The organism is Pseudomonas sp. NY15354 (genome assembly GCF_048068075.1).
Taxonomy (GTDB): Bacteria; Pseudomonadota; Gammaproteobacteria; order Pseudomonadales; family Pseudomonadaceae; genus Aquipseudomonas; species Aquipseudomonas guariconensis_C.
Genome location: NZ_JBLUPV010000012.1, coordinates 36,127 through 52,746, shown reverse-complemented (window position 1 = coordinate 52,746; position 16,620 = coordinate 36,127). Strand labels below are relative to the sequence as shown.

The following is a 16,620-nucleotide window of genomic DNA, read 5'->3' as shown; positions in this document are numbered from 1 at the left end:
GGCACCCTCAGTGATGATGCCCAGGCCGCCGGGCTGAGCGGCGGATCAGCCCGATGACCGGCAGCAGGCCGACCAGCACCAGCGTCAGCGCTGGCAGCGAGGCACGTGCCCATTCGCCTTCGCTGGTCATCTCGAACACCCTGACGGCGAGGGTGTCCCAGCCGAACGGTCGCATCAGCAGCGTCGCCGGCATCTCCTTGAGCACATCGACGAACACCAGCAGCGCCGCACTCAGGGCCCCCGGCACCAACAACGGGAGATACACCTTGAAAAACAATCTCACACCACCAACCCCAAGACTGCGCGAAGCCTCCGGCAGTGATGGCCTGATGCGCTCCAGACTGCTTTCCAACGGGCCATAGGCCACGGCCATGAAGCGCACCAGATAGGCCAGCAGCAAAGCCGAGAGGCTGCCCAGCAACAACGGTTTGCCGGCCCCCCCCAACCAACGGGACAGTGGCACGACCCATTGGTTGTCCAGGTAGCTGAAGGCAAGCATGATCGACACGGCCAGCACCGAACCCGGCAGGGCATAGCCCAGGTTGGCCAGCCCCACCCCGGCGCGAATGCCGCCTGTTGGCGACTGGCGCCGCGCAAAGGCCAGCAGCAAGGCCACGCTGACGGTGATCAAGGCGGCCATGGCGCCCAGGTAGAGGGTGTGAAGGACGAGGCCGATGTACCGCTCGTCGAGGTCATGCCGGCCCCGCTGCCAGAACCACGCCAGCAATTGCAGCAACGGGATGACGAAGGCACAGGCGAACACCAGCAGGCACCACCCGGTAGCGGCCAGCGCCTTGACGCCGCGCAGGTGATAGAGCGCCTGCCCTCGCGGCCGCTCGTTGCCATGACGGGTCGCGCCGCGGGCCCGGCGCTCGCCGTACAGCACCAGCATCACCACCAGCAGCAGCAGGCTGGCCAGCTGCGCCGCGCTGGAAAGGCTGAAGAAGCCATACCAGGTCTTGTAGATGGCCGTGGTGAAGGTATCGAAGTTGAACACCGCAACGGCGCCGAAATCTGCCAGGGTTTCCATGAGAGCCAAGGCGATGCCCGCACCGATGGCGGGCCGGGCCATGGGCAGCGCCACGCGCCAGAATGCCTGAAGCGGCGACAGTCCAAGCACGCGTGCCGCCTCCATCAACCCCTTGCCCTGGGCCAGGAAGGCGCTGCGCGCCAGCAGGTAGACGTAGGGGTAGAACACCAGCACCAGCACGGTGATCACACCGCCAGTAGAGCGTACCCGTGGCAGGCGCAGGGGCCCGAACACCTCTCGCAGGGCAGTCTGCACGGGGCCGGCGAAATCGAGCAGGCCGACGAAGACGAATGCCAGTACGTAGGCCGGGATGGCGAAGGGCAGCATCAACGCCCAGTCCAGCCAGCGCCTACCGGGGAACTGGCAAAGGCTGGTCAGCCAGGCCAGGCTCACGCCCAGCACCGTCACGCCCACGCCCACCCCCAGCACCAGCGTGAGCGTATTGCCCAGCAAGCGGCTCATCTGGGTGTCGAGCAGGTGCGACCAGATCTGCATGTCGATCGACTGCCAGGACAGCACCAGGACGCTCAGGGGCAACAGCACCAAGGCGGCGACCAGAAAGACCGGGAGGTACCAACGGCGTTGGGGGGTGTGGGGCAAGGCGAACGTCTCTGTGCTGATGGCGACCGCTGCGCGGTCGTTCGCGGATGAACCTGTTCCCACAGGGTTCGCAGCGGTGTTCCTGTGGGAGCGGGTTCACCCGCGAAAGGGCCTTGCAGGCCCTGAAGGATAAAGCCTGGGGCTTAGTTCCAGCCAGCCCGGTCCATCAAGCGAATCGCCTCGGCCTGGCGCTTGCCGGCCACTTCCACCGGGATGCTGTCGGCCTTGAAGCTACCCCAGGCCGCGACTTCGTCGGACGGCTTGACCTTCGGGTTGGCCGGGAACTCCTGGTTGATATCGGCGAACAGCTTCTGCGCCTCGACGCCAGTCATCCACTCGACCAGCTTCTTCGCCGCCTCCGGGTGCGGTGCATGCTTGGTCAGGCCGATACCCGACAGGTTGACGTGCACGCCGCGGTCGCCCTGGTTGGGCCAGAACAGCTTGACCGGCAGGTTGGGCTTTTCCTTGTGCAGGCGGCCGTAGTAGTAAGTGTTGACGATGCCCACGTCGCACTGGCCGGCCTCGATGGCCTGGAGCACGGCGGTGTCGTCGGAGAACACATCGGTGGACAGGTTGTTGACCCAGCCCTTGATGATCTCCTGGGTCTTGGCCTCGCCGTGGTTCTCGATCAGGGTGGCGGTCAGGGACTGGTTGTAGACCTTCTTGGCCGTGCGCAGGCACAGACGGCCTTCCCATTGCTTGTCGGCCAGGGCCTCGTAGGTGGTCAGTTCCTGGGGTTTGACCCGTTCGGTGGAGTAGGCAATGGTACGCGCGCGCAGGCTCAGGCCTGTCCAGTCGTGGGACGAGGCGCGGTACTGGGAAGGGATGTTCTGGTCGATGACGTCCGACTTGATCGGTTGCAGGATGCCCATCTGCTCAGCCTGCCAGAGGTTGCCGGCATCGACGGTCAGCAACAGGTCGGCAACGCCGTTCTCGCCCTCGGCCTTGATGCGCTGCATCAGCGGGGCTTCCTTGTCGGTGATGAACTTGATCTTGACGCCGGTCTTGGCGGTGTAGGCGTCGAACACCGGCTTGATCAACTCGTCGATGCGCGAGGAATACACCACCACTTCATCCGCCGCCTGGGCGGTACCGCCAAACAGGGTCAGGGCCAGGGCGGCCAATAGGGGCTTGCGTGGCAACATCGGGGTCTTCCTCGCTGAGTTGAGAGGTGCAAATGGTAGTGAATCCCATTTTCCACCTCACCTGTGCAGACGTTACCGAATGTTGCCAGGATCGCGATACGCTCCCTCAGGCCTTGGCCAGCTCCGGCAGATCCCCGGACAGCCCCAGCGCCTGACGCACGAACAGCGCCTTGGCCTCGGGCATCTGCTCCACCAGTTTCAGCCCGCTGTTGCGCAGCCAGCGCAGCGGCAGTGGATTGGCCTGGAACAGGCGCTCGAAGCCCTCCATCGCCGCCATCAACGCCAGGTTGTGCGGCATGCGTCGACGCTCGAAGCGGCTCAATACCTTCACATCTGCCAGCCGTTCGCCACGCTCACAGGCACGCTCCAACTCCTCGGCCAGCACGGCGGCATCCAGAAAGCCCAGGTTCACGCCCTGCCCGGCCAGCGGGTGGATGGTGTGCGCGGCATCACCGATCAGCGCCAGCCCCTCATCCACATAACGCTTGGCATGGCGCTGACGCAGCGGCACGCAGACCCGTGGATCGGCACTCAATACCTCGCCCAGGCGTCCCTCGAAGGCACGACCGAGCGCCTCGCAGAAGGCTGGATCATCCAGGGCCATGAGTTTCTCGGCCTGTTCCGGCGTGATCGACCAGACGATCGAGCACCAGGCCTGATCGTTATCCCGGGACAGCGGCAGGAATGCCAGCGGCCCTTCGTCGGTGAAGCGCTGCCAGGCCGTGGCCTGGTGCGCCTCACTGCATCGGACGCTGGTGACGATGGCGTGGTGCAGGTAATCCCATTCACGGGTCTCACAACCGGTCAGCTTGCGCACCGCGGAGTTGGCGCCATCGGCGGCCACCACCAGCGGCGCGCGCAGGGTCCGACCATCGGCCAGGGTCAGCAGCCACTCGTCGCCAGAGCGGCGCATCTGCTCCAGGCGAGCATTGGGCAGCAGGCCGACGTCGCTGTCGTGCAGGCGCTCCAGCAGGCCATCCTGCACCACCCGGTTCTCGACGATATGGCCAAGTACCTGGGCATGCACGCTGGCGGCCGAGAAGTGGATCTGACCGGTACCGCTGCCATCCCAGACGTGCATGTCCGAGTACGGCGAGGCCCTGCGCCCGGCGATGCCTTCCCAGGCGCCCAGGCGCTCGAGGATGCGCTGACTGGCCGCCGACAGGGCGCTGACCCGGGGCTCGAACGGCCCCTGGTCATCGAAGGGATTGACCGACAGCGGGCTGCCGTCGAGCAGAAGAATGTCCAGGCCGCTGTGGCGCAAGGCCAACGCCAGGGCGCTGCCGACCATACCGGCACCGACAATCAATAAATCTGCGCGCATTTCCATGCCTTACGCCTGCCTCGCTTGCGGCTTGAGCCGCACATAAAGGGTTTTATCGACCCGCGCCACCAGCTCGCCGGCACCGTCGCGGATATCGACCTGCAAACGAGGCAGGTACTTCTTGCCGCTGGCGGTCTGCTGGCGAATGTCCTCCAGCAACGCGTCATCGACATGGAACTCGGCGAACACCGGGCCTTTGCCGGGTGCGATGAAATCGATGTTAGCGGCCTTGTCCCAGACGATGTACTCACGCCCGAGCCGTTCGATCAGCAACAACATGTAGAAAGGATCGACCATCGAGTAGAGGCTGCCGCCGAACTGGGTACCGACATAGTTGCGGTTCCAGCGGGTCAGCTTCATGCGCACCCGGATGCTGCGCATGTCCGGGCTGATGTGCTGCACGCGGATGCCGGCGCCCATGTAGGGCGGGTAGAGGTTGAGCAGCCACCGCAGCATGCGGGCCTTGCGGGCGAGCCTGCGCGAATCGCTCATGCGCGGCCTCGCGGTTCGGGACGTGTGCCCAGGCCCATGGCCTGGCGGGCAAACCAGCGCTTGGCCGGCGGCAGCAGGTCAAGGCCGAGCAGCCCGAGGTTGCGACCGGCCGCCAGCAAGGGCTGGCTGCTGCCGAACAAGCGGGTGACCTGATCGGAGAAGCCGATGGTCATGGCCTGGTCCAGCTGCTGGCGCTGATGGTAGCTCTGCAGCGTGGTCAGATCGCCAAGCGGCTGCGGCCCGGCCAGCAAGGCCTCGGCCAGCGACTGCACGTCACGCAGCGACAGGTTGAAACCTTGCCCCGCGATCGGGTGCAGGCTGTGGGCCGCGTTGCCCAATACCACCAGGTGCGGGCGCACCTGCTCCTGGGCTTCGATCAACGCAAGCGGGTACAGATGGCGCACGCCCACCTGGCGCAGCGCGCCCAGGCGATAGCCGAACAGGTCCTGCAGTTCACGCAGGAAGCTGCGCTCGTCGATCTCGGCCAGACGTTGGGCGTCCATCCCCTGTCGGGTCCAGACCAGCGCACAACGGTTCTCCGGCAGCGGCAGCAACGCCATAGGGCCCTGTTCGGTGAAGCGCTCGAAGGCCTGGCCACGGTGGGCTTCACCCGGGGTGATGTTGGCGATCAGTGCGCTTTGCTCATAAGGGGTACGGCGGACATGAATGCCCAACTGTTCGCGCAAGCCCGAGCGGCCACCGTCGGCGAGCACCGCAAGGTCGCACTCAAGGCTGGTGTCGTCGTCCAGGAGCAGGCGGTAGCCGCCGGCGATGGCCTGCATGGCCTTGACCTCGGCCGGGCAGCGCCAGCTCACCACGTCGGCATCCAGGCTCTGCCACAGGCATTGGCCAAGCCAGGCGTTCTCCACGACATAGCCGAGCGCCGGTACGCCCTCCTCGATCGCATCGAGGCGGGTCGCGCCGAAGCGGCCGCGGTCGGAGACCTGGATCTGGCTGATCGGCTCGGCGCGTTGGCTGATCACGTGCCACAGGCCTAAGTGCTCATAGATTTGCCGCGTGCCATAGGACAACGCCGAGGAGCGGGCATCATAGCTGGGCTGGAAGCTGTGACCCGGGGCGAAGGGTTCGATCAGCATGATCTTCCAGCCCCGCGCCTTGGCACCGGCCTGCAGCGCCAGGGCCAGGCTGGCGCCAACCAGACCACCGCCGATGATCGCCAGGTTGACCCGGTTCATGCCGCGTCCTTACGGGCATCGGCCATCAATGCCTCGATCTCGGCGACCGTGCGCGGTACATCGGAGGTCAGAATCTCACAGCCCTGCTTGGTCACCACCACGTCGTCCTCGATCCTTACGCCGATGCCGCGCCATTTCTTCGCGACGCTCTGGTTGTCGGGGGCGATGTAGATGCCCGGCTCGACGGTCAGCGCCATGCCCGGCTCGAGCACGCGCCACTGCCCGCCCACCTTGTAGTCACCCACATCGTGCACATCCATGCCCAGCCAGTGACCAGCGCGGTGCATGTAGAACGCGCGATGGGCCTCGCTGTCGATCAGCGTCTGCACATCACCCTTGAGCAGCCCCAACTCCACCAGCCCTTCGGTGATGACCCGCACGGTCGCCTCATGGGCGTGGTTCCAGTGCTTGCCCGGGGCGATCTCGGCGAAAGCGGCGGCCTGGGCCTTGAGCACCAGCTCGTAGATAGCCTTCTGCTCCGGCGAGAAACGCCCGCTGACCGGGAAGGTGCGGGTAATGTCGCTGGCGTAGCAGTCGATTTCGCAGCCGGCGTCGATCAGCACCAGGTCGCCATCCTTGAGCGGGGCGTCGTTCTGCTGGTAGTGCAGGATGCAGGCGTTGCGCCCTGCCGCGACGATCGAGCCATAGGCCGGCATCTTCGCGCCGCCCTTGCGGAACACATAGTCCAGCTCGGCTTCCAGGCTGTACTCGTGCAACCCGGCCCGGCACGCCTGCATGGCCTGTACATGAGCCTGCGCGGAAATCTTCGCGGCGGTGCGCATTACCTTCACTTCCGCCGCCGATTTATACAGACGCATGTCGTGCAGCAGGTGATCCAGGGCAACGAATTCGTTCGGAGGCTGGGCGCCGAGGCGCGCCTTGGAGCGGATCACGTTGATCCACTCCATCAGCCGGCGGTCGAACTCGGGGTTGCTGCCCATGGCGGTATAGACCCGGTCGCGGCCTTCGATCAGGCCGGGCAGGATCTCGTCGATATCGGTGATGGGGAAGGCGTCGTCGGCGCCAAAGTCGCGGATCGCCCCCTCCTGACCGGCACGCAGGCCATCCCACAGCTCACGCTCAGGATTGCGCTCGCGGCAGAACAGCACGTACTCACCATGCTCACGGCCGGGAATCAGGGCGATGACCGCCTCAGGCTCGGGGAAGCCGCTCAGGTACTGGAAGTCGCTGTCCTGGCGGTACACGTGCTCGACGTCGCGATTACGGATGGCAACCGCGGCCGCCGGCAGGATGGCGATGCTGTTGGGGACCATCTGCGCCATCAGCGCCTTGCGCCGACGGGCATATTCGGCCTTCGGAATATGGCTCATGGGCAGGACCCCCGGGGTATCAGTGCAGCGATGGCTTGGGTGCGGGCGCGGCGGGCTTGGCCAGCTCGGTGTACAGCAGCAGCGGGGCGACGCGCAGGTACTCCATGACCTCCATGTAGTCGCTCTCGCCATCCTCGGACTCTTCGAGTGCGTCCTGGACTTGGGAAATGGCCACCAGGTCCTGCAGGACTTCCTTGGCTTCCTCGGAAAGCTCCTTGCCGCCGGCATTGAGGCCGAAACCTGTGATGAAGCCCTGGCACCATTGGCCCAGCGCGGTGGCACGCTCGGTCAGCGGGGCGTCGTCGCCCGGCAACAGCAGGACGATGGCGATGTCCTCGCCAGTGAGTTCGGCCTTGACCATTTCCTGCAGGCCGAGCAAGGCGGCGCGCACGGCGTCCACGGGCTCGTTCTCCAGCGCACCGGCGGCGTCGGCCAGCCAGGAATCGGCGTCGAAGCCCGCGCCGGCGCAGCTGCGACCGATCAGCAGGCCGTGCAGTTCGGCCGGGGAGGCAGGATGGCCATTGCTGGAAAGCAGCGTGGCGAAGGCGGTGTAGGGCGATTGGGTATTGGGCATGGGCAGCTAGGCGCCAGGCGGCGCAATGACTAGAATGAAGACCTTGTATCCTAGCACCGGCAGGCGCGCCAAGACCATCCGCACTGGCTGTACCGCCCCCGGAAGAGGCATGATCGCCAGGCAGTCAACGAGGGAGCGAATCGAGTGCAACCCATGCCAGAGAACGACCTGCAAGCGCTGATGAGCCGATTCGAGTTGCTGATCGAGCGTGTCGAGCAACTAAAACGGCAAAATGCACTCCTACTAGCGCAGGAAAAATCCTGGCGCGAGGAGCGCGCCCACCTCATCGAAAAGAACGAGATCGCAAGGCGCAAGGTCGAGTCGATGATTTTACGCCTCAAGGCCCTGGAGCAAGACTCATGAGTTCAAGCAATAGCGTCACCGTCCAGATCCTCGACAAGGAATACTCGATCATCTGCCCGCCGGAAGAACGCAACAACCTGGTCAGCGCCGCACGCTACCTGGATGGCAAGATGCGCGAGATCCGCAGCAGCGGCAAGGTGATCGGTGCAGACCGCATCGCGGTCATGGCAGCCCTGAACATCACCCACGAACTGCTGCACCGCCAGGAGCGTCCGGATGTTGCCACCAGCGGCACCACACGCGAGCAAGTGCGTGACCTGCTGGAGCGGGTCGACCAGGCGTTGTCCGACGACGCGGATACCAAAATCGGCTGAGATTGGTATACTGGCGCCACTCCCTGGGGGATGCGCCAGTCGGTTATGTCCCTGAGCCGATACGCACAACCACGGGGGTTGCACGCTGGGGCCGGTGTGCATGTCCGCCCGACGGAAAGCCTTAACGCCCCCTGCAATCTCCACCTTGAACTTTCGGGTTCAAGGGCTACACCGATAGCGGTCTTGTCGGGGAGCCTGAATTCTTTCTTGTCCGCCTGCCCTGGCGGGCAAATCGTCCGGTCGCCACGGCGGCCGGCACATCTGGGAACGCCTGTGCCATGACCGACACCGCGCCGCTCACCCGCCCTCAACTACGCCGCCTGCTGCGCAACGCTCGCCGCGCACTGACTCCCGCCCAACAACGTCAAGCCTCCCTCGGCCTGTACCGCCAGTTGGCCCAGCATCCGTTGTTCCGCCGCGCCCGGCACATTGCCCTGTACCTGCCCAATGACGGCGAGATCGATCCACGCCTGTTGCTGCGCGAGGCCCAGCGACGCGGCAAGCGCATCTATCTGCCGGTGCTGCACGCCTGGCCGCGTACGCGCATGGTGTTCCAGCGTTTCGAGCGCGGCGAGAAGCTGCGCCCCAACCGCTTCCGCATCCCTGAGCCTGTGGTCGAACGCAAACGCCAGCGGCCGATCTGGTCATTGGACCTGATCCTGCTGCCCTTGGTGGGGTTCGACGAGGTGGGGGGGCGCCTGGGCATGGGTGGCGGCTTCTATGACCGCAGCCTGGCCTACCAGGCGCGCCGCAAGGCATGGAAAAAACCGCTACTGCTGGGATTGGCCCATGAATGCCAAAAGGTGGAGCGGCTGGCTCAGGCCAGTTGGGATGTTCCGCTCAAGGGGACGGTCTCGGACCGTGGCTGGTACCTGGCGCCGGCTTGAGCGGCGCCCGAGGCCAGATCAGCGCTGCGGCTGGACGGGATCGACCGGCATCTGGTAGGCGGCGTCCACCTTGCGCTCAAGGAAACTCTGCGCATAACCGGTGGTGACGACGCCCAGGCCAAAGATAAAGACCAGGATCCAGAGCAGGTCCGGTTTGCGTTGGTTCATTGATGATTGCCCCCCTAGGCAAACAGTCAGGCTCGGCAACCTTCTTGGTGCTGCCGGAGCGTCAAGCTTAAAATCGGCGCATTTTCCGACAACCTGAGTCGACACGCAAACGTTGACGCCAACCGACTGTCGGTTAAATGCCTCAGGTTATTTCAAACTTTTTCAGGAGCCTCACCCATGGCCTATTGGCTGATGAAATCCGAGCCCGACGAGCTCTCCATCGAAGCCCTGGCAGGCCTCGGACAGGCACGCTGGGATGGGGTGCGCAACTATCAGGCGCGTAATTTCCTGCGGGCCATGAGCGTGGGCGACGAGTTCTTCTTCTATCACTCCAGTTGCCCGCAGCCGGGCATTGCCGGCATCGCGCGCATTACCGCTGCGGCCTATCCCGACCCCACCGCACTCGACCCCGAGAGCCACTATTACGACGCCAAGGCCAATGCCGAAAAGAACCCCTGGAGCGCCGTGGACGTGGCCCATGTGAAGACCTTCCGCCAGGTGCTGGGCCTCGGGATGCTCAAACAGCAGACCGCGCTCGATGAGCTGCCGCTGGTGCAAAAAGGCAGCCGGTTGTCGGTGATGCCAGTCACGGCTGAGCAATGGGCGGCGATTTTAGCGCTGGCTGCCTGACAGCCGTCCAGGGGGCCGTGCGGCGGCCCTTCGCGGGTAAACCCGCAGGGCCGGCGGTGATTCTTGGGAGAGCGGGTTTACCGGCGAAACATCACTGTTTGTACGGTCACTGCACAATCAGGTTATTGAACAGCAGATCCTCGACGATGGGCTTGCCTTCTTCGGCCTCCATCACCTGCTGAACCTGCTTGAGCGCCTCCTGGCGCAGTTTTTCCTTGGCCTCGACATTGCTCATGTTGTCCACGCCCTGCTGGGTGAACAGTGCCACCAGCTGGTTGCGAATCAGCGGCTCATGGTGCTTGACCGCAGCGGCCGCAGCATCACCGGTGACGCGCAGGGCCACGTCGGCCTTGTACACCCGCAGCTTGGGGCTGCCGTCGAGGGCATAGTTGCCGACGAAAGGTGGGCTCAGGCTGATGTAGGACACTTTGGGCTCTCCTTCCTTGGCTTCCTCGGCCAGGGCCGCCACCGGCAACAACAGGGCCAGCATCATCAAGATCCACGCTTTCACGAATTCACTCCTCAATACAGTTGGCGCCAGCTTACCCAGCACATCGCTCAAACCCAAGCCCGGGCTTATGCCGCCCCATCAGGGTGAGGCATGCTCGTTGACCCGACCTGCGCCGCTCCTACACTTATCGGCCAACGCACGCAAAGGAATAGCCCCGATGAAAGCAGTGTTGTGCAAAACCCTTGGCCCTGCGCAAAACCTGGTGCTGGAGGAGGTCGCAAGCCCGGTACCGAAAAAGAACGAGATCCTGCTGGACGTTCAGGCCGCGGGTGTCAATTTTCCCGACACCTTGATCATCGAGGGCAAGTACCAGTTCCAGCCACCGCTGCCTTTCTCACCCGGTGGCGAAGCGGCGGGAGTCGTGGCAGCGGTTGGGGAGAAGGCCGGCGCCTTCACGGTCGGTGACCGGGTCATGGCGCTGACCGGCTGGGGCGCCTTCGCCGAGCAAGTCGCTGTGCCCTTCTATAACGTACTGACGATTCCCGCATCGATGGACTTCGCCACCGCCGCAGCGTTCGGCATGACCTATGGCACCTCGATGCATGCCCTGCGCCAACGTGGCCAGCTCAAAGCCGGCGAAACCCTGCTGGTGCTGGGCGCGTCCGGTGGTGTGGGGTTGGCCGCAGTGGAGATCGGCAAGGCCATGGGCGCCCGGGTGATCGCCGCGGCCAGCAGCGCCGAGAAGCTCGCAGTAGCCAAGGCCGCAGGGGCCGACGAGTTGATCGACTATGGCCAGGCCAGCCTGAAGGATGAAATCAAGCGCCTGACTGGGGGCCAGGGCGTGGATGTGGTCTACGACCCTGTGGGTGGCGAACTGTTCGAGCAGGCAGTACGCGGTTTGGCCTGGAACGGCCGACTGCTGGTGGTGGGCTTTGCCAGCGGAACCATCCCGCAGTTGTCCGTGAATCTGGCGCTGCTCAAGGGCGCTGCGGTGCTGGGCGTGTTCTGGGGTGCTTTCGCCCAGCGCCAGCCCGAGGACAACGCTGCCAACTTCCGTCAGCTGTTTGCCTGGCATGCCGAGGGCAAGCTCAGGCCACTGGTGTCGCAGACCTACACGCTGGCAGAGGCCGGAGTGGCCATCGAGCAATTGGCGCAGCGAAAGGCCGTGGGCAAGTTGGTGGTGCTAACCCGATAAAAGACACGCCACCGGCTTTTCCCTACACCTCACGCAGGTTATGGCACCTGCGGAACCGTGCTTCCAGATTGCGATCGGGCATCTGATGACTGCGCAAGGCGTTGAGTGTCTGCTCGACATAGTCCCGCGTACTGCCATAACGCCCCTTGGCGCTGGCCAGGATCTGGCTGAGCAAGGAGTCCGGCAGGTTGCCGGCGTAGCATGGCAGATGCCGCTCCAGTACAAAGCCCAGGGCCTGCACCTTGCTGCCGTCGCTCAACCGGCAATGGAGCCAGTGCGGCCGGTAGGCCGGGTATGGCATTTCGCGTTGCCACAGGGCCATCAGCGAGTCATCCAGGTTGCTTTCGTCCAGGCGGTAGGCAAAACCGCTGCACGAGCCACCCCGGTCCAAGCCGAACACCAGCCCCGGACAATCGGGCGTACCACGGTGCTCGTGGGACCACAGATACAGGCCCCTGTGATATCCATGCACCCGCGCCCGCTGGCGCTCCACCGAATTGCATTCTGGCCGCCAAATCAGTGAGCCATAGGCGAACAGCCACACCGGCCCACCTTCATGGCGCGACATGGTCAATTTCATGGAGTGATGCAACTGTTCATCGGTCAACTGCTGACCGAAATCCAGCGAAGGAGGATATGTCACCTGCCACGACGAACTTTCAAGTGCCGACATCATGCTGCCGCCATTATTCCCCGTAAACTACCGAAGGCTGTCACTGTAAAAGTCGTGACGCCTCGCTGGAATTACCGTACGGCAGAAAGTGTCTTGAGTTCAAGCCAAAATTCTTGCGTGAGCCCAGTATTCATCTGCCTTTGCGGATAACCGACAGGTATTGTTCCGAGTATAGTGAAAGTTATTAACCACGGCGGCAACAATGTGCGCCTTATAATACGGGCGCCACACTCTTGTTATTAAAAACGGCCCACCCTTGCGGTGAGCCGTGCTGTTTCAGGCCCGCGGCGCGTAGGCGAAAACATCGGCGCGCATGCGGTGCGCGTCCATGCCGGCCTCGACCAGCGCATCCAGGGTGGCATAAACCATGTTGGGCGAGCCGCTGGCGTAGACGTGGACCTGGTTCAGGTCCTCGATGTCTTCGCAGACCGCTTCATGCAACAGCCCACAGCGCCCTTCCCAACCGCATAGATCACTCACCACCTTGTGCAAGAACAGGTTCGGCAAATGCTCCCACTCGGGCCAGTGCTCGATCTGGTAGAAGTCTTCGGGCCGACGTACGCCCCAATACAGGTGAACCGGGTGCTTGAAACCCTGGGCACGGCAATGCTCGATCAGGCTATGCATCTGGCCCATACCGGTACCGGCGGCGATCAGCACCAGCGGCCCGTCCGGCAATTCGGCCAGGTGCGCGTCACCGAACGGCAACTCGATACGTGCCACGCCATCGCGCTGCAGTTGGCTGATCAGTTGTCGCGCGCTGTTCTCCCGCACCAGCACATGCAGCTCCAGGTCACGTCCGCCATGGGGGGCCGATGCCAGGGAGAAGGCCGCCTTGTCGGCCCCTTCTCGCTCGATCATCAGGTACTGTCCGGCGTGATAGCGCGGCGGCTTGCCCGCAGGCGCGCGCAGGCGCACGCGCCAGACGTCGCCACCGACCTCGACGCACTCACTCAAGGTGCAAGCCAGCTTGCGCACCGGCAATTCACCCAGGGCCAGCACACCATCCCAGAGCACCACGCAGTCCTCCAGCGGCTCGGCGATGCAGGTGAACAGCTCGCCATGATCGCGAACCTCACCCTCCTGACGCACCCGCCCTTCCACCAGCAGCGCGGCGCAAACGTGGCAATTGCCGTTGCGGCAGCTGTTGGGGCAGTCATAACCCAGACGCCGGGCCGCATCCAGAATCCGTTCTCCGGGCTCGACGGCCAGTACCGCTCCGGACGGCTGCAACGTTACCTGCATCAATCTATTCCCAACTGATCCCACAGCTCATCGATACGGCGGGTGACGGCCTCGTCCTTGACGATGGCACGCCCCCATTCGCGTGTAGTCTCGCCCGGCCACTTGTGCGTGGCGTCCAGGCCCATCTTCGACCCCAGGCCCGATACCGGCGACGCGAAGTCGAGGTAGTCGATCGGCGTGTTGTCGATCATCACCGTATCACGCTTGGGGTCCATGCGCGTGGTGATGGCCCAGATCACGTCGTTCCAGTCGCGGGCGTTGATGTCGTCGTCGGTGACAATAACGAACTTGGTGTACATGAACTGTCGCAGGAACGACCACACACCCAGCATCACGCGCTTGGCGTGCCCTGGATACTGCTTTTTCATGGTCACCACCGCCATGCGGTACGAACAGCCTTCCGGCGGCAGGTAGAAATCGACGATCTCCGGGAACTGCTTCTGCAGGATCGGCACGAACACTTCGTTCAGCGCCACGCCCAGGATCGCCGGCTCATCGGGCGGACGACCGGTGTAGGTGCTGTGGTAGATCGGTGTTTGCCGATGGGTGATGCGCTCGACGGTGAAGACCGGGAAGCTGTCCACCTCATTGTAGTAACCGGTGTGGTCGCCGTACGGACCTTCCGGTGCCATTTCACTCGGGTGGATCACCCCTTCGAGAATGATCTCGGCGGTGGCCGGTACCTGAAGGTCGCTGCCACGGCATTTGACCAGCTCTGTGCGGTTGCCGCGCAGAAGACCTGCGAAGGCGTATTCGGAAAGGGTGTCCGGCACGGGCGTCACGGCGCCGAGAATGGTCGCCGGATCCGCGCCCAGGGCGACGGCCACGGGGAATGGCTGGCCGGGGTGCTTCTCGCACCATTCACGGTAGTCCAGGGCGCCACCACGGTGGCTCAGCCAACGCATGATGACCTTGTTGCGGCCAATCAGCTGCTGACGGTAGATGCCGAGGTTCTGGCGATCCTTGTTGGGGCCGCGGGTGACGGTCAGGCCCCAGGTGATCAGCGGGGCCACATCGCCCGGCCAGCAGTGCTGGATCGGCAGTTGGGTGAGGTCGACGTCTTCACCCTCGACCACAACCTCTTGGCACACCGCGTCCTTGACCACCTTGGGCGCCATGGACACGACTTTCTTGAAGATCGGCAGCTTGGACCAGGCGTCCTTGAGGCCTTTCGGCGGCTCGGGCTCCTTGAGGAAGGCCAGCAGCTTGCCGATTTCACGCAGTTCATCGACCGATTCGGCGCCCATGCCCATGGCCACGCGCTCCGGCGTCCCGAACAGGTTGCCCAGCACAGGCATGTCGAAGCCGGTGGGCTTTTCGAACAGCAGCGCCGGGCCCTTGGCACGCAGGGTGCGGTCGCAGACTTCGGTCATTTCCAGGATGGGAGAGATCGGAACCTGGATGCGCTTTAGTTCACCGCGCTGTTCCAGGCCACGGATGAAGTCGCGCAAGTCGCGATACTGCATGCAGGAGCCTCGTGTTGGCCGTATCGGTCGGGGTTGCAGAGTGTAGCGCCGTTCAAGGCTTTGTTGGGGGCAAAAATGACTTGGGGCCGCTTCGCGTCCCATCACGGGACAAGCCCGCGCCTACAAGGATCACGTTGACCTCCGTAGGCGCGGGCTTGTCCCGCGATGGACTGCGCAGCAGCCCCATTCAATAGCCGTCGCGAAGACTTACTTACGCTTCATCGACAGGAAGAACTCATCGTTGGTCTTGGTTTGCTTGAGCTTGTCGACCAGGAACTCGATGGCGGCGACTTCGTCCATCGGGTGCAGCAGCTTGCGCAGGATCCACATGCGCTGCAGCTCGTCGTCGGCGGTCAGCAGCTCTTCGCGACGGGTACCGGACTTATTGATGTTGATGGCCGGGAACACACGCTTCTCGGCGATGCGGCGGTCCAGCGGCAGCTCCATGTTGCCGGTGCCCTTGAACTCTTCGTAGATCACTTCATCCATCTTCGAGCCGGTTTCGACCAGCGCGGTGGCGATGATGGTCAGCGAGCCGCCTTCCTCGATATTACGGGCAGCACCGAAGAAGCGCTTTGGCTTTTCCAGGGCGTGGGCGTCGACACCACCGGTCAGCACCTTGCCGGAGCTCGGGATCACGGTGTTGTAGGCACGTGCCAGACGGGTGATGGAGTCGAGCAGGATGACCACGTCCTTCTTGTGCTCGACCAGGCGCTTGGCCTTTTCGATGACCATCTCGGCGACCTGCACGTGACGGGTCGGCGGTTCGTCGAAGGTCGAGGCAACCACTTCGCCGCGCACGGTGCGCTGCATTTCGGTCACTTCTTCCGGACGCTCGTCGATCAGCAGGACGATCAGGTGGCACTCGGGGTTGTTACGGGTAATGTTGGCCGCGATGTTCTGCAGCATGATGGTCTTGCCCGCTTTCGGCGGAGCGACGATCAGGCCGCGCTGGCCTTTGCCGATCGGAGCGCACAGGTCGATGACGCGGCCGGTGAGGTCTTCGGTGGAGCCGTTACCGGCTTCCATCTTGAGGCGCTCGTTCGGGAACAGCGGCGTCAGGTTTTCAAACAGAATCTTGTTCTTCGCGTTTTCCGGGCGGTCGAAGTTGATGGTATCGACTTTCAGCAGGGCGAAGTAACGCTCCCCTTCCTTCGGCGGACGGATCTTGCCGACGATGGTGTCACCGGTGCGCAGGTTGAAGCGACGGATCTGGCTGGGCGAGACGTAGATATCGTCAGGGCCGGCCAGGTAAGAGGCATCCGCCGAACGCAGGAAACCGAAACCATCCTGGAGAATCTCCAGCACGCCGTCACCCGAGATCTCTTCGCCGCTTTTCGCATGCTTCTTCAGCAGGGCGAAAATCACGTCCTGTTTGCGCGAACGGGCCATGTTTTCGATGCCCATCTGTTCGGCCATTTCCAAAAGATCGGTAATCGGCTTTTGCTTGAGTTCAGTCAGGTTCATAAGGGGAGTGACGTAATCATGTAAGAAGGGAGAATTAAGCGTTGGCTTAATGAGGCCGCGCCGCTAGAT

18 protein-coding genes and 1 other RNA gene are annotated in these 16,620 nt (G+C 63.7%); 6 read left to right on the top strand and 13 right to left on the bottom strand.

Annotated elements, in window-relative coordinates:
- Positions 1-7 precede the first annotated feature (7 nt).
- From ACNFCH_RS13810 to ACNFCH_RS13780, 7 genes are all read right to left on the bottom strand, one after another.
- Positions 8-1,630 (bottom strand): iron ABC transporter permease, encoded by a 1,623-nt coding sequence (locus tag ACNFCH_RS13810; RefSeq protein ID WP_337156944.1) that lies wholly within the window; start codon positions 1,628-1,630, stop codon positions 8-10.
- A 143-nt stretch (positions 1,631-1,773) separates the two neighbouring features.
- Positions 1,774-2,775 (bottom strand): extracellular solute-binding protein, encoded by a 1,002-nt coding sequence (locus ACNFCH_RS13805; RefSeq protein ID WP_337156945.1) that lies wholly within the window; start codon positions 2,773-2,775, stop codon positions 1,774-1,776.
- A 106-nt stretch (positions 2,776-2,881) separates the two neighbouring features.
- The gene (locus ACNFCH_RS13800; RefSeq protein ID WP_337156978.1) at positions 2,882-4,099 is read right to left on the bottom strand and encodes a 2-octaprenyl-3-methyl-6-methoxy-1,4-benzoquinol hydroxylase; all 1,218 of its coding nucleotides are present in this window, start codon (positions 4,097-4,099) and stop codon (positions 2,882-2,884) included.
- Between the two features lie 9 nt (positions 4,100-4,108).
- Entirely contained in the window at positions 4,109-4,591 is a 483-nt protein-coding gene (locus ACNFCH_RS13795; protein ID WP_196162317.1) for a DUF4442 domain-containing protein, read from the bottom strand.
- A complete protein-coding gene (ubiH, locus tag ACNFCH_RS13790) occupies positions 4,588-5,787 on the bottom strand; it encodes a 2-octaprenyl-6-methoxyphenyl hydroxylase (RefSeq protein WP_337156946.1) in 1,200 nt (399 codons plus the stop codon). Before ubiH ends, ACNFCH_RS13795 begins: the two co-directional genes overlap by 4 nt.
- Positions 5,784-7,118, bottom strand: coding sequence for a Xaa-Pro aminopeptidase (gene pepP / locus ACNFCH_RS13785; protein WP_416742983.1), 1,335 nt, complete (start codon positions 7,116-7,118; stop codon positions 5,784-5,786). Before pepP ends, ubiH begins: the two co-directional genes overlap by 4 nt.
- A 19-nt stretch (positions 7,119-7,137) precedes the next feature.
- The gene (locus tag ACNFCH_RS13780; protein ID WP_337156948.1) at positions 7,138-7,692 is read right to left on the bottom strand and encodes a YecA family protein; all 555 of its coding nucleotides are present in this window, start codon (positions 7,690-7,692) and stop codon (positions 7,138-7,140) included.
- Positions 7,693-7,845: 153 nt separating this feature from the next.
- Here ACNFCH_RS13780 and ACNFCH_RS13775 point away from each other — a divergent pair, with 153 nt between their 5' ends.
- The 4 genes from ACNFCH_RS13775 (at position 7,846) to ACNFCH_RS13760 (ending at position 9,256) form a co-directional block, all read left to right on the top strand.
- Positions 7,846-8,055 carry a TIGR02449 family protein gene (locus tag ACNFCH_RS13775; protein WP_043212148.1) on the top strand — a complete coding sequence of 70 codons (210 nt, stop codon included), beginning with the start codon at positions 7,846-7,848 and terminating at the stop codon, positions 8,053-8,055.
- Positions 8,052-8,369 carry a cell division protein ZapA gene (locus tag ACNFCH_RS13770; RefSeq protein WP_196162314.1) on the top strand — a complete coding sequence of 106 codons (318 nt, stop codon included), beginning with the start codon at positions 8,052-8,054 and terminating at the stop codon, positions 8,367-8,369. The genes ACNFCH_RS13775 and ACNFCH_RS13770 overlap by 4 nt, the downstream gene beginning before the upstream one ends.
- Before the next feature lie 17 nt (positions 8,370-8,386).
- Positions 8,387-8,566: non-coding RNA, 6S RNA (gene ssrS / locus ACNFCH_RS13765), on the top strand.
- An 81-nt stretch (positions 8,567-8,647) separates the two neighbouring features.
- A complete protein-coding gene (locus ACNFCH_RS13760) occupies positions 8,648-9,256 on the top strand; it encodes a 5-formyltetrahydrofolate cyclo-ligase (RefSeq protein WP_337156949.1) in 609 nt (202 codons plus the stop codon).
- Positions 9,257-9,274: 18 nt separating this feature from the next.
- Here the strand turns inward: ACNFCH_RS13760 and ACNFCH_RS13755 are convergent, their stop codons facing one another.
- Positions 9,275-9,424 carry a hypothetical protein gene (locus tag ACNFCH_RS13755; RefSeq protein ID WP_337156950.1) on the bottom strand — a complete coding sequence of 50 codons (150 nt, stop codon included), beginning with the start codon at positions 9,422-9,424 and terminating at the stop codon, positions 9,275-9,277.
- Positions 9,425-9,601: 177 nt separating this feature from the next.
- Here ACNFCH_RS13755 and ACNFCH_RS13750 point away from each other — a divergent pair, with 177 nt between their 5' ends.
- On the top strand, positions 9,602-10,054 hold the full coding sequence (locus ACNFCH_RS13750) for an EVE domain-containing protein (protein WP_337156951.1): 453 nt from the start codon (positions 9,602-9,604) through the stop codon (positions 10,052-10,054).
- Between the two features lie 106 nt (positions 10,055-10,160).
- Here ACNFCH_RS13750 and ACNFCH_RS13745 read toward each other — a convergent pair whose 3' ends face one another.
- Positions 10,161-10,565, bottom strand: coding sequence for a flagellar basal body-associated protein FliL (locus tag ACNFCH_RS13745; protein ID WP_337156952.1), 405 nt, complete (start codon positions 10,563-10,565; stop codon positions 10,161-10,163).
- Between the two features lie 157 nt (positions 10,566-10,722).
- On the opposite strand from ACNFCH_RS13745, the gene ACNFCH_RS13740 reads away from it, so the two are divergent.
- Positions 10,723-11,700: an NADPH:quinone oxidoreductase family protein gene (locus tag ACNFCH_RS13740; protein ID WP_337156953.1), complete on the top strand. Its 978-nt coding sequence runs from the start codon at positions 10,723-10,725 to the stop codon at positions 11,698-11,700.
- A gap of 22 nt (positions 11,701-11,722) precedes the next feature.
- Here ACNFCH_RS13740 and ACNFCH_RS13735 read toward each other — a convergent pair whose 3' ends face one another.
- The 4 genes from ACNFCH_RS13735 to rho form a co-directional block, all read right to left on the bottom strand.
- Complete coding sequence (locus ACNFCH_RS13735; RefSeq protein ID WP_337156979.1) at positions 11,723-12,373, bottom strand: gamma-glutamylcyclotransferase; 651 nt, start codon at positions 12,371-12,373, stop codon at positions 11,723-11,725.
- 276 nt (positions 12,374-12,649) lie between these two features.
- Positions 12,650-13,618, bottom strand: coding sequence for a CDP-6-deoxy-delta-3,4-glucoseen reductase (locus tag ACNFCH_RS13730; protein WP_337156954.1), 969 nt, complete (start codon positions 13,616-13,618; stop codon positions 12,650-12,652).
- Positions 13,618-15,084, bottom strand: coding sequence for a 4-hydroxy-3-polyprenylbenzoate decarboxylase (gene ubiD / locus ACNFCH_RS13725; RefSeq protein WP_416742982.1), 1,467 nt, complete (start codon positions 15,082-15,084; stop codon positions 13,618-13,620). The genes ACNFCH_RS13730 and ubiD overlap by 1 nt, the downstream gene beginning before the upstream one ends.
- 207 nt (positions 15,085-15,291) lie before the next feature.
- On the bottom strand, positions 15,292-16,551 hold the full coding sequence (rho, locus tag ACNFCH_RS13720; protein WP_043212134.1) for a transcription termination factor Rho: 1,260 nt from the start codon (positions 16,549-16,551) through the stop codon (positions 15,292-15,294).
- Positions 16,552-16,620: the final 69 nt, after the last annotated feature.